Annotated in this window: 23 protein-coding genes; 10 read left to right on the top strand and 13 right to left on the bottom strand. The window is 66.0% G+C overall.

Annotation, left to right across the window (positions count from 1 at the left end):
- Positions 1-4 precede the first annotated feature (4 nt).
- Positions 5-1,309, top strand: coding sequence for a chloride channel protein (locus tag SynRS9909_RS12715; protein ID WP_007101331.1), 1,305 nt, complete (start codon positions 5-7; stop codon positions 1,307-1,309).
- A gap of 7 nt (positions 1,310-1,316) precedes the next feature.
- Here the strand turns inward: SynRS9909_RS12715 and SynRS9909_RS12710 are convergent, their stop codons facing one another.
- The 3 genes from SynRS9909_RS12710 to SynRS9909_RS12700 form a co-directional block, all read right to left on the bottom strand.
- On the bottom strand, positions 1,317-1,997 hold the full coding sequence (locus SynRS9909_RS12710; RefSeq protein WP_162858310.1) for a histidine phosphatase family protein: 681 nt from the start codon (positions 1,995-1,997) through the stop codon (positions 1,317-1,319).
- 61 nt (positions 1,998-2,058) lie between these two features.
- Positions 2,059-2,811 (bottom strand): hypothetical protein, encoded by a 753-nt coding sequence (locus SynRS9909_RS12705; protein WP_007101333.1) that lies wholly within the window; start codon positions 2,809-2,811, stop codon positions 2,059-2,061.
- A 49-nt stretch (positions 2,812-2,860) separates the two neighbouring features.
- Entirely contained in the window at positions 2,861-3,346 is a 486-nt protein-coding gene (locus SynRS9909_RS12700) for a DUF2062 domain-containing protein (RefSeq protein ID WP_007101334.1), read from the bottom strand.
- Positions 3,347-3,426: 80 nt separating this feature from the next.
- Between SynRS9909_RS12700 and mnmE the strand changes: the two genes are divergently transcribed.
- The 3 genes from mnmE (at position 3,427) to nadC (ending at position 6,252) form a co-directional block, all read left to right on the top strand.
- Complete coding sequence (mnmE, locus tag SynRS9909_RS12695; RefSeq protein WP_007101335.1) at positions 3,427-4,809, top strand: tRNA uridine-5-carboxymethylaminomethyl(34) synthesis GTPase MnmE; 1,383 nt, start codon at positions 3,427-3,429, stop codon at positions 4,807-4,809.
- A 91-nt stretch (positions 4,810-4,900) separates the two neighbouring features.
- Entirely contained in the window at positions 4,901-5,362 is a 462-nt protein-coding gene (locus SynRS9909_RS12690) for a TerB family tellurite resistance protein (protein ID WP_255479169.1), read from the top strand.
- The gene (gene nadC / locus SynRS9909_RS12685) at positions 5,362-6,252 is read left to right on the top strand and encodes a carboxylating nicotinate-nucleotide diphosphorylase (protein WP_007101337.1); all 891 of its coding nucleotides are present in this window, start codon (positions 5,362-5,364) and stop codon (positions 6,250-6,252) included. Before SynRS9909_RS12690 ends, nadC begins: the two co-directional genes overlap by 1 nt.
- 233 nt (positions 6,253-6,485) lie before the next feature.
- Here nadC and SynRS9909_RS12680 read toward each other — a convergent pair whose 3' ends face one another.
- From SynRS9909_RS12680 to SynRS9909_RS12670, 3 genes are read right to left on the bottom strand one after another with little or no spacing between them, the layout of a single operon-like run.
- On the bottom strand, positions 6,486-6,809 hold the full coding sequence (locus SynRS9909_RS12680; protein WP_240307743.1) for a type II toxin-antitoxin system HicB family antitoxin: 324 nt from the start codon (positions 6,807-6,809) through the stop codon (positions 6,486-6,488).
- 5 nt (positions 6,810-6,814) lie between these two features.
- On the bottom strand, positions 6,815-7,069 hold the full coding sequence (locus SynRS9909_RS14210; protein WP_007101339.1) for a type II toxin-antitoxin system HicA family toxin: 255 nt from the start codon (positions 7,067-7,069) through the stop codon (positions 6,815-6,817).
- Positions 7,070-7,104: 35 nt separating this feature from the next.
- Positions 7,105-7,770, bottom strand: coding sequence for a site-specific integrase (locus SynRS9909_RS12670; RefSeq protein ID WP_255479168.1), 666 nt, complete (start codon positions 7,768-7,770; stop codon positions 7,105-7,107).
- On the opposite strand from SynRS9909_RS12670, the gene argS reads away from it, so the two are divergent.
- Genes argS through SynRS9909_RS12650 form a run of 4 tightly spaced genes read left to right on the top strand, consistent with a single transcriptional unit; the run spans position 7,753 to position 12,161 of the window.
- Positions 7,753-9,570, top strand: coding sequence for an arginine--tRNA ligase (argS, locus tag SynRS9909_RS12665; protein ID WP_007101340.1), 1,818 nt, complete (start codon positions 7,753-7,755; stop codon positions 9,568-9,570). The genes SynRS9909_RS12670 and argS overlap by 18 nt on opposite strands.
- A gap of 47 nt (positions 9,571-9,617) precedes the next feature.
- Complete coding sequence (locus SynRS9909_RS12660) at positions 9,618-9,974, top strand: DUF29 domain-containing protein (RefSeq protein WP_007101341.1); 357 nt, start codon at positions 9,618-9,620, stop codon at positions 9,972-9,974.
- Positions 9,971-11,092 carry a histidinol-phosphate transaminase gene (locus SynRS9909_RS12655; RefSeq protein ID WP_007101342.1) on the top strand — a complete coding sequence of 374 codons (1,122 nt, stop codon included), beginning with the start codon at positions 9,971-9,973 and terminating at the stop codon, positions 11,090-11,092. Before SynRS9909_RS12660 ends, SynRS9909_RS12655 begins: the two co-directional genes overlap by 4 nt.
- A gap of 13 nt (positions 11,093-11,105) precedes the next feature.
- Complete coding sequence (locus SynRS9909_RS12650) at positions 11,106-12,161, top strand: asparaginase (protein WP_007101343.1); 1,056 nt, start codon at positions 11,106-11,108, stop codon at positions 12,159-12,161.
- 16 nt (positions 12,162-12,177) lie between these two features.
- On the opposite strand, the gene SynRS9909_RS12645 is transcribed toward SynRS9909_RS12650, so the two are convergent.
- The 6 genes from SynRS9909_RS12645 to prfB all read right to left on the bottom strand — a co-directional run bounded on the left by SynRS9909_RS12645 (position 12,178) and on the right by prfB (position 15,909).
- Positions 12,178-12,855: an MBL fold metallo-hydrolase gene (locus tag SynRS9909_RS12645; protein WP_240307818.1), complete on the bottom strand. Its 678-nt coding sequence runs from the start codon at positions 12,853-12,855 to the stop codon at positions 12,178-12,180.
- 105 nt (positions 12,856-12,960) lie between these two features.
- Positions 12,961-13,551, bottom strand: coding sequence for an aminodeoxychorismate/anthranilate synthase component II (locus SynRS9909_RS12640; RefSeq protein WP_007101345.1), 591 nt, complete (start codon positions 13,549-13,551; stop codon positions 12,961-12,963).
- A gap of 8 nt (positions 13,552-13,559) precedes the next feature.
- Positions 13,560-14,024, bottom strand: a complete 465-nt coding sequence (locus SynRS9909_RS12635; RefSeq protein ID WP_007101346.1) for a diacylglycerol kinase family protein — start codon at positions 14,022-14,024, stop codon at positions 13,560-13,562.
- Positions 14,002-14,592 carry an rRNA maturation RNase YbeY gene (gene ybeY, locus SynRS9909_RS12630; protein WP_007101347.1) on the bottom strand — a complete coding sequence of 197 codons (591 nt, stop codon included), beginning with the start codon at positions 14,590-14,592 and terminating at the stop codon, positions 14,002-14,004. The genes SynRS9909_RS12635 and ybeY overlap by 23 nt, the downstream gene beginning before the upstream one ends.
- Positions 14,589-14,777 (bottom strand): DUF3285 domain-containing protein, encoded by a 189-nt coding sequence (locus SynRS9909_RS12625; RefSeq protein WP_007101348.1) that lies wholly within the window; start codon positions 14,775-14,777, stop codon positions 14,589-14,591. Before SynRS9909_RS12625 ends, ybeY begins: the two co-directional genes overlap by 4 nt.
- A 3-nt stretch (positions 14,778-14,780) precedes the next feature.
- Positions 14,781-15,909, bottom strand: a protein-coding gene (gene prfB / locus SynRS9909_RS12620) for a peptide chain release factor 2 (protein WP_116431303.1) whose coding sequence is annotated in 2 segments (ribosomal slippage) — positions 14,781-15,833 and positions 15,835-15,909 — 1,128 coding nt in all. Because the reading frame shifts where the segments join, the coding sequence is not laid out codon by codon here.
- Positions 15,910-16,021: 112 nt separating this feature from the next.
- Here prfB and grxC point away from each other — a divergent pair.
- Together grxC and gshB are read left to right on the top strand one after the other, a co-directional pair.
- Positions 16,022-16,285 (top strand): glutaredoxin 3, encoded by a 264-nt coding sequence (grxC, locus tag SynRS9909_RS12615; RefSeq protein WP_007101350.1) that lies wholly within the window; start codon positions 16,022-16,024, stop codon positions 16,283-16,285.
- Between the two features lie 11 nt (positions 16,286-16,296).
- Positions 16,297-17,235: a glutathione synthase gene (gene gshB / locus SynRS9909_RS12610; protein WP_007101351.1), complete on the top strand. Its 939-nt coding sequence runs from the start codon at positions 16,297-16,299 to the stop codon at positions 17,233-17,235.
- Here the strand turns inward: gshB and SynRS9909_RS12605 are convergent.
- Positions 17,211-18,626: an isochorismate synthase MenF gene (locus SynRS9909_RS12605; RefSeq protein ID WP_007101352.1), complete on the bottom strand. Its 1,416-nt coding sequence runs from the start codon at positions 18,624-18,626 to the stop codon at positions 17,211-17,213. The two genes, gshB and SynRS9909_RS12605, sit on opposite strands and share 25 nt — an antisense overlap.
- Positions 18,627-18,686: the final 60 nt, after the last annotated feature.

Raw genomic sequence — 18,686 nt, 5'->3', positions numbered from 1 at the left:
CGGCATGACCGCCTTGCGATTGGTTTGGTTCCTCCTGCTCGGTCTTCTCCTGGCCCTGGTGGAGCAGCCCTACCAGGCGCTGTCTTCCCTCGGTTTCGCCTTGCAGCAGCGCTTCTGGGCGTTGCCTGGGCTGGTGGGGGGAGCGGTTGTGAATCGGGGTGTTGGCGCCTTGCTGGTGTTCGCCGGTTCCTTCCTCACGGTGTGGCTGGCCTGGGGACCCTTGCGCAGAGCCCGTGGCGGCGGCTTGCCCCCCTTGCTGGCGCTGCAACAGGCGCCATCGGCTCAGCAGGCTGCCCTGCTTGATCGCCTCGACCTGCGCACCCAGCTGCGGCGTCTTCCCTTGATGCTCTTCACCCACCTGGGCGGCCTCACGGTGGGGATCGAGTCGCCATCGGCTTCCCTCGGCGCGGCGCTGCTTCTGGCGATCCGACGCCGCTGGCCCGCTGCCCAGCCCCTGGCGGGTCTGTCGCTTCCCCTTGTCGCCGCCATCGGCGGCGGTGCCGGACTCGGTGCGGCGTTCCGCTCGCCTCTGCTGGGCACGGCCTATGCCCTGGAGGAACTGAGCCGGCAGAAGGGGCTCGATCTCGTGTTGCCCACGCTGCTCCTCGGTGGCAGCGGCACCCTGCTCCTGCAGGCTGTGCTGCCGCAGGCAGCGCCTGGGGGTCAGGCGGCGTTCGCCGCGGTGCCGATTCAGTGGTGGGGCCTGGCGCTGGTGATCACGCTGATCGCTGCGATGGCCGGTGCCCTGTTTGTGAAGGTGTTGATTCCGCTCTCCGGCTGGTTGGCGGCTGGCCTGCGCCGGCAGCGCTGGTGGGGTGCAGCGCTGATCGCTCTGGCGCTGCTTCTGATCGCCCTCGGCAGTGGTGGTCTCAGCCTCAACGACGGTGGGCTGTCGCTGGATGCGGCGCTGGCGGGCGGATCGGGCGGAGTTCCAACCACTGTTCTCTGGCGCACGCTCTCCTCCTGGTTGAGCATCGCGGCCGGAGCCCCCGGCGGGCTGATGCACGACACCATGACCCTCGGCTCGCTCCTCTCGGAGCGGCTGATCGCCTGGACTGCCGCCTGGCATGGGGGGATGGTGACGGCGGAGCGGGGGCAGCTGGCGGCGGTCGGGGCGACGGCCCTCTTTGCCGCTGCCTGCGGCACGCCGGTGTTCTGTGCCCTGTTTGTGTTCACGCTTCAGGGCGATCCGCAGATCTTGCCGTTGCTGCTGCTCTGTAGTGCCGTCGCTGTCGCTTGCGCTGCTCCCCTGCGCGGCACCGGCTGGAATGAACACGGCACCGAGGGCTTGTGCCGTGCGTTGACCTGACGGAGTTTCAGGGCAGGCAGCCGGCAGCCTGTGGCACCGGCGTTCCCCAGGCCGGAGCCTTCAGGTGGCTGTAGGGAGTGGCGAAGGCTTCCCGCACCATCCGGAAGCCCGTGGGGATAGGAGAGGGAGCGTTGGCGTAGTCGATGATCCAGATCCAGCCGTAGGTGTCATCGGGCCAGGTGTCGGGAACACCCGGCAGCTGATCCAGGTTCAGGAGCTGTCGCAGGGTCACTGGCTGATCAGGGAAGCGTTCGGCGAGTTGTTGGTTGGCAATGGTGCGATGCTCCCAGGCCATCACCACGGTGCCGCCTGCCCAGGTTGGGTTGCTGAGCACTTGGGCGGCCGCTTCGCGGGTGCGTTGCTGCTGCAGCTGTCGCTTCGTGGCGGTCGACTCCCCTTGTTGGGGCACCTGGGAGAACATCACCACCGGCAGCGACCAGCTGCGGGCGGAGGGAGCGAGGGTTTCCAGGGTGTGCGGGGTGATCGCCAGGAAGGCGACCGGTTGCTGCCCTTCCAGCAGAGCCTGGCTGCGGGCCGAACGTCCCAGAAACTGATCGCGCAGGGCCAGGGAGCGTTGCTGCCCTTGTTTGCAGAGGGCATAGGCATTCGCTTTTTCGCCATGGCGCCCCAGGATGATGCGGCGGGGTACGGCGTCAGCCGTGGCCATGCTGCCTGCGGCGATGGCCATGCACAGCACCATGCCGAATCGCTGCCATGCCCTTGAAGGCGGAGTGTGGAATTGGCCCATCTCAGTTGCTCACCTTGCGTTCACAGCTCGCTGGGTAATCGGCGGGCAGTGGGGTGCCCCAGAGGTTGTGGGGCAGGGCCTGGAACGGAGCTGGAAACCGTTGCCGTTGCAGCCTGAACCCTGTGGGTTGATCGGAGATCTCCGGGGCATAGTCCACGATCCAGAGGTAGTCGTAGTTGTTGCCGGCCCAGCTCCTGGGCACGTTCGCGAGGGTGTCGAGGTGCAGCAGCTGGCGGAAGGTCACGGCTTCGCCCGGGTGTTCGCGTTCGAGCTTCTCGCGAGCAATGGTGCTGTGTTCCCAGGTGATCACCACGGTGCGGTCATGCCAGGCCGGGTTGTTCAGCACATCGGCGGCGGCGGTTTGCACGCTCTCGATTTCCTGCTCGCGTTTCACGTGTTCCGGGCGGCCCTCCATCGGCACCACGGCGTAGGTGGTGACCGGCAGTCCCCAACTCTGGGCGGAGGGTGTGGCCAGTTCCACCGTGTGCAGGGTCATGGCTAAGAAAGCTGCCGGGGATTCCCCGGGGGGAATCACGGATTCGGTGGCGTCGCGGCCCAGATAGGTGCCGCGCAGAGCGATGGCCCGTTGCTGGCCGATGCCACAGAGGGCATACGGATTCGCTTTTTCGCCATGGCGCAGGATGATCAGGCGCCGGGGCACCGCCTGGAGAGGCCCGCAGCAGAGGCTGGTGATCAGCAACAGCACCGGGCTGATCAGCAGTGCGCCAACGCAGCGCTGCCGGAGGGTCGCCACAGAACACGATCCGCGTTTCTCTCCCAGGCTTTAGCAGCGATCGGCGTGTTCAGCTGTGTGAGCCGCTGCTGCCGTTCGGCAGTACCGCTGACTCTCGGGCGTGAAACACGGCGTAGGCCACCACGCCGAGCACGGCGCCAAAAACTGTGGCCACCACGGCTGAACCAAGAAGGAGTCGACCGGTGAAGCCCCAGCCGTGTTCCCAGATCGTGTTGGCGTTGATGGCGCCCACGATCGGGGCTGTGTTGCTCCCCAGCAGTGCTTCACCCACCCGGTAGTTGAACCAGTAGAGCGGCACGTAGGTGAAGGGGTTGCTGATCAGGGTGGCGGCGGCGGCGAGCAGGTGATTGCCCCGCAGCAGCGACGCCACGCCCACGCTGAGGACGATCTGCAATCCGAAGAAGGGAAAGCAGCCACAGAAGACGCCAGCGCCGACACCCCGCGCCCGCTGACCGGGCGTCCCCTCCTGCTCCCAGACCCATCTGATCGCCCGGCTGGCTCTGGAGCGCACATCCTTCAGGAGCATCCGGGCCATGGCTGCTGTCCGTTGCCTGCGGGATGGAGAAGGGCCTTTGATCGTAGAGAGGAGGGAGCTGGAACCGGTTGGACGCGCGAATGCCTGAGTGCAGCCCCAGTGGAGACACCATTGCAGCGATTGCAACGGCCCTGGCCCCGGGGCAGGGCGGGATTGCCGTGATCCGTCTCTCCGGCCCTGCCGCGCAGCCCGCTGTTCGCGCCATCACCCGCATTCCCGGCTATCAGCCCTGGGAGAGCCATCGGGTGCTTTATGGCCATGTGCTTGCCGCTGATGGACAGGAGCGGATTGACGAGGTGCTGGTGCTGCCGATGCTGGCGCCCCGTAGTTTCACCGCCGAAGACGTGGTGGAGATCCATTGCCATGGCGGCGTGATGGCCGTGCAACGGGTGTTGGCACGGGTGTTGGAACAGCCCGGGGTGCGCCGGGCTCTGCCGGGAGAGTTCAGCCAGCGGGCGGTGCTCAATGGGCGCTTGGATCTGACCCGCGCTGAAGCGATCAGTGATCTGGTGGCGGCCCGCAGTCAACGGGCGGCGCAGCTGGCGATGGCCGGCGTGGACGGGGGGATTCAGCGCAGGACCACGGCCCTGCGCGAACGTTTGCTCGATCAGCTCAGCGAGCTGGAAGCGCGCGTGGATTTTGAGGAGGATCTACCCCCCCTTGATGGCGCCGCGTTGCTAGCGGAGCTGCAGGCCGTGCGCGCCGAGCTGCTGCAGTTGGTGGCGGATGGTGAACGGAGCGCGGCGCTGCGCAGTGGCCTGCGGGTGGCCCTGGTGGGGCGGCCGAATGTGGGCAAGAGCTCCCTGCTCAATCGGCTCAGCCGTCGGGAGCGGGCGATCGTGACCGACCTGCCCGGCACCACCCGGGATCTGCTGGAAAGTGAGATCGTGCTGGAGGGGGTGCCGATCACCCTGCTCGACACCGCGGGCATTCGGGCGACGACCGATGCGGTGGAGCAGCTCGGAATTGCGCGCAGCCACGACGCTCTGGCCAGCGCCGATCTGGTGCTGCTCCTGTTCGATCTGAGCGAGGGCTGGACAGCAGATGATCAGGCGCTGCGGCAACGCATCCCTGAGGAAGTGCCCCATCTGCTGGTGGGCAACAAGGCGGACCTGAGCCCCTCCTCTGGGGCGGGGTTGGGGGCTGCGGTGGCTGCCGACGTTTGCCTCAGCGCCAGCACCGGTGCCGGGGAGGCGGAGCTGATTCAGGCCCTGTTGGCCCGTTGCGGTGCCCTCACCGATGGCTCCCTGCTCCTGGCCCTCAATCAGCGCCAGGCCGATCTGGCTCAGCAAGCGGCTGAGGCCCTCGCCCGCAGTGAGCAGGTGGCTGCCGAGGGGCTGCCCTGGGACTTCTGGACGATCGATCTGCGCCAGGCGATCCAGAGCCTCGGCGCGATCACCGGCGAGGAGCTCAGCGAATCCGTTCTGGATCGCATTTTCTCCCGCTTCTGCATCGGCAAGTGAGGGCCGCTGGGCTTTCAGAATGAGGATCCATCGCTCGGTGTGTCCGGTGACTGATCCATTGGCTGGTCTCACCCCTTCTCAACGGTCCCAGTTGACATTGCTGTGTTGGGTGGCGGGTGTGGATGGGGATGTGGCGGCCGAGGAGCGATCGCTGCTCGGCAAGCTGTCGGCCCGGTTGCTGCCCCAGGTGGATCCAGAGGATGCGTTGGTGGCCTTGCAGGCGGAGGAGACCTTGGATCTGGAGGCCCAGGTGGCCCAGCTGCAGGGCAGGGAGGAGCGCCTCGCCATGGTGTCGCTGGCCTTCCAGATGGCCTGCAGCAGTCAGGCACCGGAGGAGGCCAGTGCCATCAATGCCGCCGAGCGGGTGGCCTATCGACGCCTGCTGGAGGCGCTCAACCTGCCCGAGGCCCAGGTGCAGGAGGCCGAATGGGCCGCCCGTCAGGCTCTCAAGGAAACGCCAGCCCTGATCGACCGTCTGAATCAGCTCCTGTTTGGCTGGGGGGCCTGGCCTTCGATCGAAGCCCTGGAAGCATCCGGCACCAGTTGGCTCTGATGGTGACTCCTTTGCCGATCACCCCCCAGCTTCGCGCCCAGCTCGAGGCCTGGCTTGCGGAAGACATCGGCCGCGGCGATCTCAGCGCCCCTGCCCTGGTCGGTAGCGCTGGCTGGGCCCATTGGATCAGCAAGGCCGAGGGGCGTTTCTGCGGGGGGGTGGTGGTGGAGCCCTTGGTGCACCTGCTCGACCCTGCGGCTGAGGTGACTCTGCTGGTCGGCGAAGGTCAGCGGGTCGAGGCGGGTCAGCGGTTGCTGGAGCTGGAGGGTTCCGCCCAGGCCCTGGTGGCGGTGGAGCGCACGGCCCTCAATCTGGCGATGCGCCTCTCCGGCATCGCCACGGCGACCGCAGCGCTAGCTGCTCAGCTGGAGGGCTCGGGTGTGCAGCTCGTCGACACCCGCAAAACCACGCCGGGCCTGCGGGTTCTCGAGAAATACGCCGTGCGCTGCGGCGGTGGGCTGAACCACCGCATGGGCCTCGATGATGCGGCCATGCTCAAGGAGAACCATCTCGCCTGGGCCGGTGGGGTGGAGCCGGCGATCACGGCGGTGCGGGCCTCCGCGCCCTGGCCGGCGCGGGTGATCGTGGAGGCGGAAACCGAGGCGGAAGCGATCGCGGCTGTGCGCGCCGGCGCCGATGGGGTGCTGTTGGATGAGTTCAGCCCACAGGAGCTGATGGAGCTGGTGCCAATCCTGCGGGACGAAGCGCGTGCTCGCCTCGGAGCTGCACCGGTGGTGCTGGAGGCCTCGGGGATCCAGCCGGATGCCCTCGCGGCCTATGCGGCCACCGGCATCGACCTGATCTCCACCAGTGCACCGGTCACCCGCAGCAGCTGGCTGGATCTGAGCATGCGTTTTGAGCCTGATTCTCTTCTGCATGAAGCCCCATGATCGACCAGTCAAATCGACGTCTCTCGATGTCGATTTGACTGGTCGAGCGCTCAGGATCAGGAGCTGAAGTCACCGCAACGAATCACTTCCGGTTGTCCATTGAAGCGGGTGAACTGGAAAACAGCAGCGCCAGTGTCAATCTCAGAATAACTATAGGTAGGCAAGAAGAATGAAGTTGCAGCTGATTCCTTTTTTGTTGGCCTGTCCAATCGAGGGGCATGTTATCCGTTCCTCTATGCCGTGACACTTCTCTGGAGTGCTTCCTGAGCGAGCGTGTTGAGACTCTTTCCCTGCACCTCCGCAGTCATCGCCAGTTTCTCGTGCAGTTCAGGCGAAATTCGAAGATTGAACTTGCCTGAATACTGTCTACGTGGCTCGATTCCTTGCTCCTTGCAGACCTCAAGAAAAATCTCCAGTGATTTCTTGAACTCACGTCGAAGCTCATCTGGGCTTGATCCATAGAAGTCCGCTCCTCCAGAAACCCCAAGAATCTCCCCGCGAAACTGATCTTTTTCCTCGTCGTACTCAATCTTGGCGTGGTAGCCGTCCACATTCATCAGATTCATGGTGTCACTCCGTGTTCTTCGAACCATTTGCGGATTGAAGCAACAGCACCCTTGTCTGTATCGGGCGATGGGTGGGGTCTGTGGAAGACCCTGACTTCGCCAAACAGAACGACCGCGACTCGGCTGCCCGCCCTCTCGCTTACCTCCCCACCAAGCTCCTGAAACAGGGCTTCGATGTCCCTCCACGGCAAGCTGCCGCTTACTGGTCGGGAGAAGATCAGCTCAAGGGTGCGCTGGTGCTTCCGCTTCATTCCGTCATGGTACTGCCTCTCGGTACCAGATGCGGCTACCCCTCAACGGCTTGCTGGATACGGATAGCGCTAAATGGACGGATCATCGTATGGCGTGCCTCGGCACCGTTTTTGCCGTCAAGGTCGGCCGGGCTGACCACCCCCAATGGGCCTCGCTCCAACAGGTGGGTAGCAAACGAGTGCCGGAAGTTGTGGCAGGTGTCACGATTCCTGAGGCGAGCACCGCTCGCCGCACCGCTTTCTGGATCAGGCTGGGATCCAGGTGGTGCCGCCCCTGCCATACCCCCTCGGCAAGATCCTGGCGATGCAATCTGCGCACTCCCTCCAGATGCACTCGCAGCTTCTTTCCCACCATTGCAGGCAACATCGTGCGCCGATCCTTGCCGCCTTTGCCCTGCCGCACGGTGATCTGCCGGCGCCTTCACCCCATCCAGCTTCTCCAGCAACTCTCGATACAGAAACAGCAGCGCCGCCAGGGCCTGGTTCTGGGTGGAAGGGCTCACCTGCAGGTCCACCGCCAGATGGGTGAGAAACGTCTTCACCTCTGCGCTGCCCATCTCCCGAGGATGGCGCCTGCCATGGAATCGCAGGAACCGCCGCAGCCACTGCGCGCTTCGCGGTAGCGCTGGATCAGCCCGGGGGAGATGATCGGAAGACCGCTGCCGCCTCTGAGAGTTTCGCCCATGCTGCGCATTGCCCACACCCTGGACACCCAGTTGCGCGGCGCGATGGACCGGGCGTTTCCGGACGCGGCAGCGCAAGCGCGTGAGGCTGGTCGACCCCTCGATCCCCAGCTCGCGCCGGCCAACAAGCCTGAATTCGGTGATTTCCAGGCGAATGGGGCCCTGCCCCTGGCCAAGCCGCTGAAGCAGGCGCCGCGGCAGATCGCCAGCGCGATTGTGGAGCAATTGCAGGCGGATCCCTCGTTCAGCGCGCTCTGCCTGGAGCCCGTGATCGCCGGCCCGGGTTTCATCAACCTCACGCTCCGGCCCGAGCGCCTGGCGGCTGAGGTGGCTGAGCGGCTGGGCGATCCGCGCCTGGGGGTGCCGGCGGTGCAGGGCAGCGCGCCGGTGGTGGTGGATTTCTCCAGCCCCAACATCGCCAAGGAGATGCACGTGGGGCATCTGCGCTCCACGATCATCGGCGACTCGCTGGCGCGGGTGCTGGAGTTCCGCGGCCACCCCGTGCTACGCCTCAACCATGTGGGCGACTGGGGCACCCAGTTCGGCATGCTGATCACCCACCTCAAGCAGGTGGCGCCCGAGGCGCTCGACACCGCCGATGCGGTGGATCTTGGCGATCTGGTGGCCTTCTACCGCGAGGCCAAGAAGCGTTTCGACGACGACGAAGCCTTCCAGACCACCTCGCGGGAGGAGGTGGTGAAGCTGCAGGGCGGTGATCCCGTGTCGCTCAAGGCCTGGGGTTTGCTTTGCGATCAGAGTCGCCGTGAATTTCAGAAGATCTACGACCGGCTCGACATTCACCTCAGCGAGCGTGGCGAATCCTTCTACAACCCCTACCTGGAGGGCGTGGTCACCGATCTCGAGGCCGCCGGCCTGCTCGCGGTGGATGACGGGGCCCGTTGCGTGTTCCTCGAGGGCGTGAGCGGCAAGGACGGCAAGCCGCTGCCGGTGATCGTGCAGAAAAGCGACGGCGGTTTCAACTACGCCACCACCGACCTGGCGGCGATCCGCTACCGCTTCGGCGGGGCCCCGGATGGCGATGGCGCCCGCCGGGTGATCTATGTGACCGATGCCGGCCAGGCCAACCACTTCGCCGGTGTGTTCCAGGTGGCGCGCCGTGCCGGTTGGGTGCCGGACGATGGCCGGCTCGAGCACGTGCCCTTCGGGCTGGTGCAAGGGGACGACGGCAAGAAGCTCAAAACCCGCGCCGGCGACACCGTGCGTCTGCGCGACCTGCTCGATGAGGCGGTGGAACGCGCCGAGGCCGACCTGCGGCGCCGCCTTGAGGAGGAGGGCCGCAGCGAAGACGAGGCCTTCATCCAGCACGTGGCCACCACCGTGGGCCTGGCAGCGGTGAAGTACGCCGACCTCAGCCAGAACCGGATCACCAACTACCAGTTCAGCTTTGACCGGATGCTGGCGCTGCAGGGCAACACGGCCCCGTATCTGCTCTATGCGGTGGTGCGCATCGCAGGCATCGCCCGCAAGGGGGGTGATCTTGCGTTGGCGGGCGCTGGTGCTGCGGCAGGCTCCGGTTCGGATCTCCACTTCAACGAGCCGCAGGAGTGGGCCCTGGTGCGCGAGCTGCTCAGGTTCGATGCGGTGATCGCCGAGGTGGAGGAGGAGTTGCTGCCCAATCGCCTCTGCACCTACTTGTTTGAACTCAGCCAGGTGTTCAATCGCTTCTACGACCAGGTGCCGGTGCTCAAGGCTGAGGGGGCCACACTCCGCTCGCGCCTGGCCCTGTGCCGCCTCACGGCCGATACGTTGAAGTGCGGCCTAGGGCTGTTGGGCATTGCCACGCTCGAGCGCATGTGATTCGTGCCCGCGACTAGCGTGAGTGGTGACGCTTCTCTCGGTCGGATGTGACTGCCTCCCTGCACGCGCGTGATTTCTACGGCTGGGTGCAGCAGCAATGCGTCGCTCTGCGGGAGCACAACAGCGCTCAGCTCGATTGGGATGGATTGCAGGAGGAATTGGAGGCGTTGGGGCGACAGGAATACCGGGCGCTCGTCAGCCGGCTGGCGCAGAACCCCAGCCTGCGTGCCAAGGCCGATGACGCGGTCAGTGATGGTTTTGAAGCCGGGGTGGATCTGGTCTTGCGCGAAACGGATCTGAGCCTGCGTGTGTTGCCGGACTCGTCGGCCTGGAACCTGGATCAAGCCCTCGATCCCAGCCTGCTCTGCGACACCCGTGGCGATTGGAACGATCTGAACTCTTGAGCGCTGTGCAGCCCCCCTTCCCCCAGCCCCGCCCAGAGGTGGAGGGTCTGCATGCCTACAGCGCTCCCCTGGAAGGGCGTCGCGGCTTGTTGCGGCTCGATTTCAACGAAAACACCATTGGCCCAAGCCCCAAGGTGCTGAAGGCGTTGCGTGCCATTCCCTCCGATCACCTCGCCATCTATCCCGAATACGACGGCCTGCGGGAGGCGGTGCTGGCCAACCTGGCGGCTGCCCCAGCCGGACTGGGCTGCGCCCTGAGCTCGGATCAGATCGGCATTTTCAACGGCGTTGATGCGGCGATTCACGCCGTGATGCATGCCTACGGCGGCCCCGGTGATGGTCTGCTCACCACCAGCCCCACCTTCGGCTACTACGCCCCCTGCGCGGCAATGCAGGGGATGGTGATCGAGGCGATCCCCCATGCAATGCCTGGTTTCGCCTTCCCATTCGCGGCGATCTGCTCAGCCCTGAGCCGGACGCCGCGGATCCTGATGCTCTGCAACCCCAACAACCCCACCGGCACTCGCCTGGCGGCGGACCGGGTGCTGGAGTTGGCGGCGGCCGCTCCCGACACCCTCGTGGTGGTGGATGAGCTGTATGAGGCCTTCACGGGCGACAGCGTTCTCCCGATCGCTGATTTCGAGATCACGCCCAACCTGCTGGTGCTGCGCTCCCTGGCCAAGACCGCCGGCCTGGCCGGTCTGCGCATCGGTTTCGCCATCGGCCATGCCGCCGTTGTCGATCGCGTCAGTCGGGTCACCGGCCCCTACGACGTCAACAGCGTGGCGGTGACGGCCGCCATTGCTGCCCTCAGCGATCAGCCCTACACCGATGCCTATGTGGCGGAGGTGAAGCAAGCGCGCCACTGGCTTCTGTCGATGCTCCAGCAACACAAGGTGAGGCACCATGCCGCTGGCGGTAATTACCTGCTGATCTGGCCGCAGCGGTCTGTTCAGGAGGTGGAGGCTGACCTGCGCACGGCCGGCATCCTGGTGCGTTCGATGGCCGGCAAACCCCAGATCGATGGCTCCCTGCGGGTCAGCATCGGCACGCTGGAGCAGATGCAACGGTTCTGGGAGGTGTATGTCTCCCTGGAGGCACTGGCCTCGCTTCCCTGAGGGCTGGTCGAACATGAACGAGCGCTCCCTCCAGTCCCAGCCGCGGCTTCTGGTGCTCTGCACCGGTGGCACCATCGCTGGTGCGGGGGTCTCCAGTTGCGATCTCGAGACCTACAGCGCTGGCGTGCGCAGCGGCGAACAGTTGTTGGCAGCTCTTCCGGAAGCCCGTGCCGTGGCGGCGCTCACGGTGGAGCAGATCGCCAATATCGACAGCGCCGACATGAGCCATTCACTCTGGTTCCGGTTGCTGCAACGGATCGATGCCGCCTTCAGGGCCGATCCAGACCTCACGGGTGTGGTGATCACCCATGGCACCAACACCCTGGAGGAAACCGCCTACTGGTTGCATCTCGCCCTGGCCCATGCGCGACCGGTGGTGCTGGTGGGGGCGATGCGACCGGCCACGGCCCTCAGTGCGGATGGCCCTCTGAATCTGTTGCAGGCGCTTCAGCTGGCGGTGGATCCGCAGGCGGCGGGCCGGGGTGTGCTGGTGGTGATGGATGGTGTGATCCATGGCGCGCGGGAGGTGACCAAAGCGGCCTGCGCCGGCGTCGGTGCCTTCCGCTCGCCAGGTCATGGTCGCCTCGGCACGGTCGATGGTGAGGGGGTGCGCTTCACCCGCACACCCAGCCATCGGCACACCGTGGCGTCGACCTTGGCTGTTCGTGGCGCCAGCCTCAAGGCCTGGCCCGAGGTGAAGGCCTGGCCTTCGGTGGAGATCCTCTACGGCTACGTGCAGCCTTCCGCCACCTGGCTCGCCTGTTGGCTGCAAAGCGGTGTTGATGCCCTGGTTGTGGCCGGAACGGGGGCTGGTCAGCTGTCCTGTTTCGAGCGCGATGCCCTGGAGGAGGCCTGTCGCCAGCGGCAGCAGGCCGGCCAGGCGACTCCGCTGATCGTGAGGTCCTCACGCACGGGGAACGGTCGGGTGCCAGCCCGCAAGGACGATGCCTCGCTCGGATTGTTAGCCGCAGACGACCTAAGCCCCCAGAAGGCCAGGGTGTTGGTGTTGCTGGCTCTGTTGCAGGGGATCGATCGCGGTCGGATCGCTGAGCTGTTGCTGACGCACTGACGGCGCCAAGGGGGGCTCAACGCATCACATCGATCACGGTGCTGTCACCCAGGCCGCCCGGGAGTGAGAGGGTGGCGCCGACCCGGCGCACCTCCGTGCCGGCCATCGCCTCCAAAAAAGGATCGACGCCGCCCTGATCGCAGCCACTGGGGGCGTCCCCGTTCACGTATTGCACGGGAATCACACGGCGGGGGTTGAGTTCCCTCACCACCTTGGCGGCCTCCTCGCCGTTGTAGACCTTGGCGCCACCCCCGACGCCGATGATCAGCACATCCGGGCGGCCCAGCAGCACTTTGTCTTCGCTGCTCAGCTGTGCTGCGGTGCCACCCAGATGGGCGAAGCTCAGGCCACCCTGCTGCCATCGCCAGATCGTGGCCTGACCGAAGCGCCGCCCACCGAGGCGGTCGTGGGGAGCTGCGAATCCCTCCAGTTTCAGGCCGCCGACCCGATAGGACCCGGGCTTCGACAGAAAGGTGCCGCCGGCGATGCGCGCGCCCTCATCGGGCAACTCCGAACTGGCCAGCACCACCGTGGCGTTCACGCGTGGTTCGCGCAGGCCCTGGGCGCATCCCACCGCCTTGAAGGGATTCACCAGAACAGACTGGCCACCGCCATTGATCAGCAGAGCGCTGTGGCCATAGCTGGTGATCGTGACGCCGCCGGCCCAGACGGGCGCCGCCATGGTGCAAGCCATCGCCGCGCCGAGCAGCGTTGCGGCCGGCCGCAGGGCCGGAACCATCGGACGGTCAGGCATGGAGCGGAATCCTGGTGGGTGTGGAAGTTAGCAGCGGTGACGCCATCACTCCGCGTCACGCAGGAAGTTGGCCAGAAGCTGATGACCGGCTTCGGTGAGCACGCTTTCCGGATGAAACTGCACCCCCTGCAGGTGGCGGTGGTTGCAGTGGCGAAGACCCATGATCGTGCCATCCTCGAGCCAGGCCGTCACCTCCAGGCAGTCGGGCAGGCTGGCGCGATCCGCGATGAGGCTGTGATAGCGGGTGGCGGTGAGTGGCTGGGGCAGCCCGGCGAACACCCCTTCACCTCCGTGCAGCACCGGGGAGGTTTTGCCATGCATGAGTTCCGAAGCGCGCACGACGCGGCCTCCATACACCTGGGCGAGGGCCTGATGGCCAAGGCAGACGCCCAGGGTGGGAACCGTGGGTGAAAGCTCCCGCAGCACCTCGAGGCAGACGCCTGACTGGTCCGGATCGCCGGGTCCTGGCGAGAGCAGGATCGCGTCCGGAGCCAGAGCGCGAATCTGCTCCAGGTTGAGGGCGTCGTTGCGTTCCACCCGCAGCTCAGCGGCGACAGGATGCTCCGCGGCCAGCTCCCCCAGATACTGCACCAGGTTGAAGGTGAAGCTGTCGTAGTTGTCGATGACCAGAAGCATGGCGTCGATTATCCCTGCAGGCGCTCCATCAGAGGTGGCAGCAGCAGGAGCAGGGCGATCAGCAGGGAGCTGATCGCAGCCACCAGCACGGCCGCCGCGGCGCAATCCTTGGCGATCCGGGCCAGGGGGTGGAAGCGACGACCGATCGCCAGATCCACCACCGCTTCGATGGCGGTGTTGAGCAGCTCCAGCACGAGCACGGCGGCCACGGTTAGCACCAGAACAGCCATGGGCAGGGCTGCCAGCTGCAGCCACAGGCCGAGTGCGAACACCACCGCTCCGATGATCACGTGGATGCGGAAATTGCGCTGGCTGATGAAGCCGTAGCCCAGGCCCTGGGCGGCATAACGGAAGCTGGCGGGGAGGTCGCCGGCGATGCGCCAGGCGCCGCGATGGGCGGCTCTTTGCCTGCTGGCCTGGCTGAGCTCGTCCGTCAAGGTCCGGTCGTCCTCAGAGTGCAGCAGTGATCCCATCTGTTGATTCACAGCTGATCTCACCGTGGGATTGAACCTTACCGCTGATGGCGAGGAGACGCTCCTGACACTGGAGCATGGCGGTCAGCTGTGCCTCATCCGGGTGATCCCAGCCCAGCAGATGGAGCAGCCCGTGGCTGACCAGCCAGCGCAGTTCATGCACCAGCCCATGGCCCTGCTCCATGGCCTGGCGACCGGCGGTGTCGACGGAAACGATGATGTCTCCCAGTTCCACGCAGGGAGCGTCAGGCATCGGTCCGTCCCCGTCGAGGGCGGCGAAGGAAAGCACATCGGTGGCCTTGGGTTTCTGGCGCCAGGTGCCGTTGAGGGCGGCAATCGTGGCGTCGTCACAGAACTGGAGCCCGAGGCTGATCGCCTGGGCCGTGCGCACCGGCCCGGGGCAGGTCAGCTCGGTATCGGCACGCAGCAGGGTGAGCCAGGCGGAAAGATCGGCCATCCAGGGGGCCGGAGCGCTGAGGCGTGCCAGCGTCTCAGGGTTGCCGGGTTCCGGGATCAGGCCTGCCGGCGCAGGGTCGAAGGCCAGATCAAGCTCGAACCCTGGGGTCATTGCGGCAGGGTGGGGCGCCCCAGCCAGGCGACCAGAAGGATGAAGCCGAGGAAGCCCATGGCGGTCAGGCCGAAGTGCACCAGGCTCTGGCGCCCCTTACGCACCATGTTCCGCATCGCCTGCTTCACGAAGCTGGGTGGCGGTGAGGAGGGGGTCGGCGGAGTGGGCTGGGGTTCGTCTGGCATGGTTCAGCCGTCCTCATCGCGTCCGGGACTGTCCACACCCTGGCGCAGCAGGGCCTGGATGAAGGGATCGAGATGGCCATCCATCACCCCCTGCACATCGGTGGTCTCCTCCTGGGTGCGCAGATCCTTGACCATCTGATAGGGATGAAACACGTAGTTGCGGATCTGGTTGCCCCAGGCCGCCTCGACGATGTCGCCGCGGATGTCGGCGATCTCGGCAGCACGCTGTTCCTGGGCGATCACCAGCAGCTTGGCCTTCAACAGGGCCATCGCCTTTTCCTTGTTCTGGAGCTGGGAGCGTTCCTGGGTGCAGCGCACGGCCAGACCGGTGGGGATGTGCAGGATCCGCACGGCCGTTTCCACCTTGTTGACATTCTGTCCACCGGCCCCACCGGAGCGGGAAGTGGTGACTTCGAGATCCTTGTCTGGAATGTCAATGTCGACCTCGTCCTCCAGCTTGGGCATCACCTCCACGCCGGCGAAGCTGGTCTGGCGCTTGTCGTTGGCGTTGAACGGTGAGATGCGCACGAGCCGGTGTGTGCCTTTCTCGTTGCGCAGATAGCCATAGGCGTAACGGCCATCAATTTCGATCGTGGCGCTCTTGATGCCCGCTTCCTCCCCTTCGGAGAGTTCATCCACGCTCACCTTCATGCCGTGATCCTCGGCCCAGCGCGTGTACATGCGCAGCAGCATCTGGGCCCAGTCCTGGGCGTCGGTGCCGCCAGCGCCGGCATTGATCGAGAGCACGGCGCCTTCCTTGTCGTACTCGCCGCTCAGCAGCCGTTCCAGCTCCCAGCGGTCGAGGGCATGGCGCAGCGTGGTGAGACCCTCCTGGGCCTCGCTGAGCATGTCGTCGTCAGGTTCGAGGTCGTAGAGCTCCAGGGTGGCCTGGGCGTCATCGATCGCTCCTCGCCATTGCTCCAGTTGCTGCAGCTGGGCCTTCACCTCGTCAAGGCGGCGCATCTGCTTCTGAGCGTTTGGCTGGTCGTCCCAGAAATCCGGTTGGGAGGCCAGTTGTTCGAGGTCCTGTTGCCTGGCTTTCAGTGCAGGAACGTCAAAGACAGTCCTGGGCATGGCCCAGGCGGTCAGTGAGCTCGGAGAGATCGCGCTTGAAGTCGGTGAGGTCGAGCAACGGTTGCGTTGTTACTTGGGGCAACCGTACTGAACAACCTGGCCCGGGGAGTGGCCGCCCTGGTCGCTATGGCCAAGCCCTGCATAAGATTGTTGTCGCTTGATAAGGCCCAATGGCTGCGGTTGAGATCTACACCTGGCGTTTCTGTCCGTTCTGCGTGCGGGCGAAACAGCTGCTCGATCGCAAGGGTGTGGCTTACACCGAATACGCCATTGATGGCGACGAGCCAGCGCGCGATGCGATGGCAGCCCGCGGTGACGGTCGGCGCAGCGTGCCGCAGATTTTCATCGCCGATCGCCACATCGGCGGTTGCGACGATTTGCATGCGATGGAACGGGCCGGAGAGCTCGACGCCCTGCTCGCCGGCGCCGCCTGACGCTCCCCTCCATGCGTCACCTGTTCGTGCTGGATCCGCTCCAGCGCATCAACCCAAGCAAAGATTCCACGGCGGCCCTGATGCAGGCTGCCGCCAGAGCTGGCCATGAGCTCTGGGCCTGCACGCCCGCCGATCTGATCGCGATGGGCGATGCCCCGATTGCGATGGCGGCGATGGTCCAGCCGGAGCCATGGCTCGAGGTCGGCGCTCTCGAACGCCTCCCTCTCGAAGGATTCAGTGTGATCTGGATGCGGAAGGATCCGCCGGTGGATGAGGCCTATCTCTACGCCACCCATCTCTTGGAGGTGGCGGAGCGGGCCGGTGTGCGCGTGCTCAATCGTCCGTCGTCCCTGCGGGCCTGGAACGAAAAGCTCGGCGCCCTCCGCTTCAGTCGTTGGATGGCTCCCACCCTGGTAGCCGGTCGTGTGGCCGAATTAACGGCCTTTGCCCAGGAGCAGGGCGACATCGTGCTCAAACCCCTCGGCGGTCGTGCCGGTCTGGGTGTGATTCGCGTGGCGGCGGATGCACCTGGCCTCGGGGCGCTCCTGGAACTGGTCACTGAGCAGGAACGCCTGCCGGTGATGGCCCAGCGCTTCCTGCCCCAGGTCAGCGACGGTGACAAGCGGATTCTGCTGGTGGATGGTGAACCGCTCGGCGCCGTCAATCGCCGCCCGAAACAGGGGGAGTTCCGCAGCAATCTTGCAGTCGGGGGCCATCCCGAAGCCACGGAACTGAGCGAGCGCGAACGGCACATCTGTGCGGCGCTGGCCCCATCGCTGCGTGCCGAGGGCCTCTTCTTCGTGGGGATTGATGTGATCGGCGGCATGCTCAGTGAGATCAACGTCACCAGCCCCACCGGCATCCGAGAGGTGGAGCGACTGATGGATCAACCGCTTGCCGATCAGGTGATCGAGCGGCTTCAGGCTCAGGTGGCGAGCGGAACGGCCTGAAGCTCCAGCTGATCGGCCAGCACGGTGAGTTTGAGGCCCACTTCCTGCAGCTCCCGTTCCGCCACCGAACCGCGCACGAGCCCGGCCCCCGCGGTGAGATCGAGCTGGCAGCCATTGGCATGGCCGCAGCGGATGGCCACGCGCAGATCGGCATCACCGGCGTTGTCGATCCAGCCGATCGGAGCCGCATAGCCCCCGCGTTCAAAAGGCTCGAGGCTGCGCAGCCAGCTGATCGCCTCCCGCCGCGGCAGGCCGGCAACGGCGGGTGTGGGGTGAAGGGCTTCCGCGAGAGCAAGCGGTGCCCGCCCAGCGGCAGCGGCCGTGATCGGGGTGTGGAGATGCACGAGTTGGCCATGGCGCGCCAGCTGGGGGCGGCGCGGCCTGCGGGGGCTGAGCCCCTGGGCGCGCAGGTGGTCGGTGATCGCCTGCACCACCAGCTCGTGCTCGCGTCGATCTTTGTCGGAACGGAGCAGGGCATCACCGCGATCGCCTTGGCCCGCCGTCCCTGCCAGGGCATCGCTGCGCAGCTGATCGCTGCGCAGGCAGAGCAACCGCTCGGGCGAGGCGCCGAAGAAACTGTCGTCGCTGTTGCGTTGCCAGAGGAATCGGCAGCTGCCGGCTTGCTGCTGCCGCAGGCGTTGCAGGAGGGGCAGGGGATCGAGCGGGGCCCGGAGCTGAATCGACTGGCGCACCGCCAACACCAGTTTGTGCAGGTCGCCCCCATTCACCAGATCCAGGCCTCGGCGCAGAGCCGGCGCATAGCGCTCCTGCCAGGCTCCAGGGGTGGTGGTGCCACTGATGGTGGTCGACCATGCGGGCAAGGGGGCGTGAGGACACTGCTCCAGTCGTTGGGCCATCTGCCAGAGCGTTTCCGCCAGGTGGCGCACATCGGCGCTCTGGCTGACGCTGCCATGCAGGCGCAGCCAGCCCTGGCGGCCATGGCGACTGAGTTGCCAGCGGGGTAGCACCGCCTGAACCGAGGGCATGGTGGGCCTGGGCTGCTGCTCGCTGTTGCTCTCGAAAAAGGCGAAGGCCAGCAGGATCCGTGAGCGCGCCTGCGCCGGGGCCTCCGGCGTTGCATCCAGAATCCGCGCCAGGGTTGTATCGCTGAAGCGCTGGGCGAGTTCAAACCGACGCGGGCCAGCCAGGTCGAGGTGATGGCAGCGCCCAGCTGCGGCCAGGCTCAGGCCGGGAGCGCTGTCCCAGAGGAAGCGGAACGGATCGGCGCTGCTCAGCAACGGCAGCTGGAGCAGGGGATCGACCCCATGCAGCGGCAGGGCCAGGCTGAACACCCCTTCCTCCCCCTGACGCCCGCGCCAGGCCGTCAGGGCCTGATCCAGCAGATCGCTGAAGCTGCTCACAGCGTGGGGATTGGCGGGCGCGGCCGTCATCCGGGCGGCAGGGAAAGGGATGCTGCTCAAATGTATGGGCCTTCATGCGGGCCTCAGGGG

It is taken from the genome of Synechococcus sp. RS9909, from assembly GCF_014279595.1.
GTDB lineage: Bacteria > Cyanobacteriota > Cyanobacteriia > PCC-6307 > Cyanobiaceae > Synechococcus_C.
Note: the sequence above shows the minus strand (reverse complement) of the source record. Positions and strands in the feature narration are given on the sequence as shown.

What these genes read in the sequence shown, in the direction of transcription:
- SynRS9909_RS12715 (WP_007101331.1), top strand. Translation starts at nt 5, where the DNA reads ATGACCGCCTTGCGATTGGTTTGGTTCCTCCTGCTCGGTCTTCTCCTG.
- SynRS9909_RS12710 (WP_162858310.1), bottom strand. Translation starts at nt 1,997, where the DNA reads ATGGCCATCGCCGCAGGCAGCATGGCCACGGCTGACGCCGTACCCCGC.
- SynRS9909_RS12700 (WP_007101334.1), bottom strand. Translation starts at nt 3,346, where the DNA reads ATGGCCCGGATGCTCCTGAAGGATGTGCGCTCCAGAGCCAGCCGGGCG.
- mnmE (WP_007101335.1), top strand. Translation starts at nt 3,427, where the DNA reads ATGCCTGAGTGCAGCCCCAGTGGAGACACCATTGCAGCGATTGCAACG.
- nadC (WP_007101337.1), top strand. Translation starts at nt 5,362, where the DNA reads ATGGTGACTCCTTTGCCGATCACCCCCCAGCTTCGCGCCCAGCTCGAG.
- SynRS9909_RS12680 (WP_240307743.1), bottom strand. Translation starts at nt 6,809, where the DNA reads ATGAATGTGGACGGCTACCACGCCAAGATTGAGTACGACGAGGAAAAA.
- SynRS9909_RS14210 (WP_007101339.1), bottom strand. Translation starts at nt 7,069, where the DNA reads ATGAAGCGGAAGCACCAGCGCACCCTTGAGCTGATCTTCTCCCGACCA.
- argS (WP_007101340.1), top strand. Translation starts at nt 7,753, where the DNA reads ATGCTGCGCATTGCCCACACCCTGGACACCCAGTTGCGCGGCGCGATG.
- SynRS9909_RS12650 (WP_007101343.1), top strand. Translation starts at nt 11,106, where the DNA reads ATGAACGAGCGCTCCCTCCAGTCCCAGCCGCGGCTTCTGGTGCTCTGC.
- SynRS9909_RS12645 (WP_240307818.1), bottom strand. Translation starts at nt 12,855, where the DNA reads ATGGCTTGCACCATGGCGGCGCCCGTCTGGGCCGGCGGCGTCACGATC.
- SynRS9909_RS12640 (WP_007101345.1), bottom strand. Translation starts at nt 13,551, where the DNA reads ATGCTTCTGGTCATCGACAACTACGACAGCTTCACCTTCAACCTGGTG.
- SynRS9909_RS12635 (WP_007101346.1), bottom strand. Translation starts at nt 14,024, where the DNA reads ATGGGATCACTGCTGCACTCTGAGGACGACCGGACCTTGACGGACGAG.
- ybeY (WP_007101347.1), bottom strand. Translation starts at nt 14,592, where the DNA reads ATGACCCCAGGGTTCGAGCTTGATCTGGCCTTCGACCCTGCGCCGGCA.
- SynRS9909_RS12625 (WP_007101348.1), bottom strand. Translation starts at nt 14,777, where the DNA reads ATGCCAGACGAACCCCAGCCCACTCCGCCGACCCCCTCCTCACCGCCA.
- grxC (WP_007101350.1), top strand. Translation starts at nt 16,022, where the DNA reads ATGGCTGCGGTTGAGATCTACACCTGGCGTTTCTGTCCGTTCTGCGTG.
- gshB (WP_007101351.1), top strand. Translation starts at nt 16,297, where the DNA reads ATGCGTCACCTGTTCGTGCTGGATCCGCTCCAGCGCATCAACCCAAGC.
- SynRS9909_RS12605 (WP_007101352.1), bottom strand. Translation starts at nt 18,626, where the DNA reads ATGACGGCCGCGCCCGCCAATCCCCACGCTGTGAGCAGCTTCAGCGAT.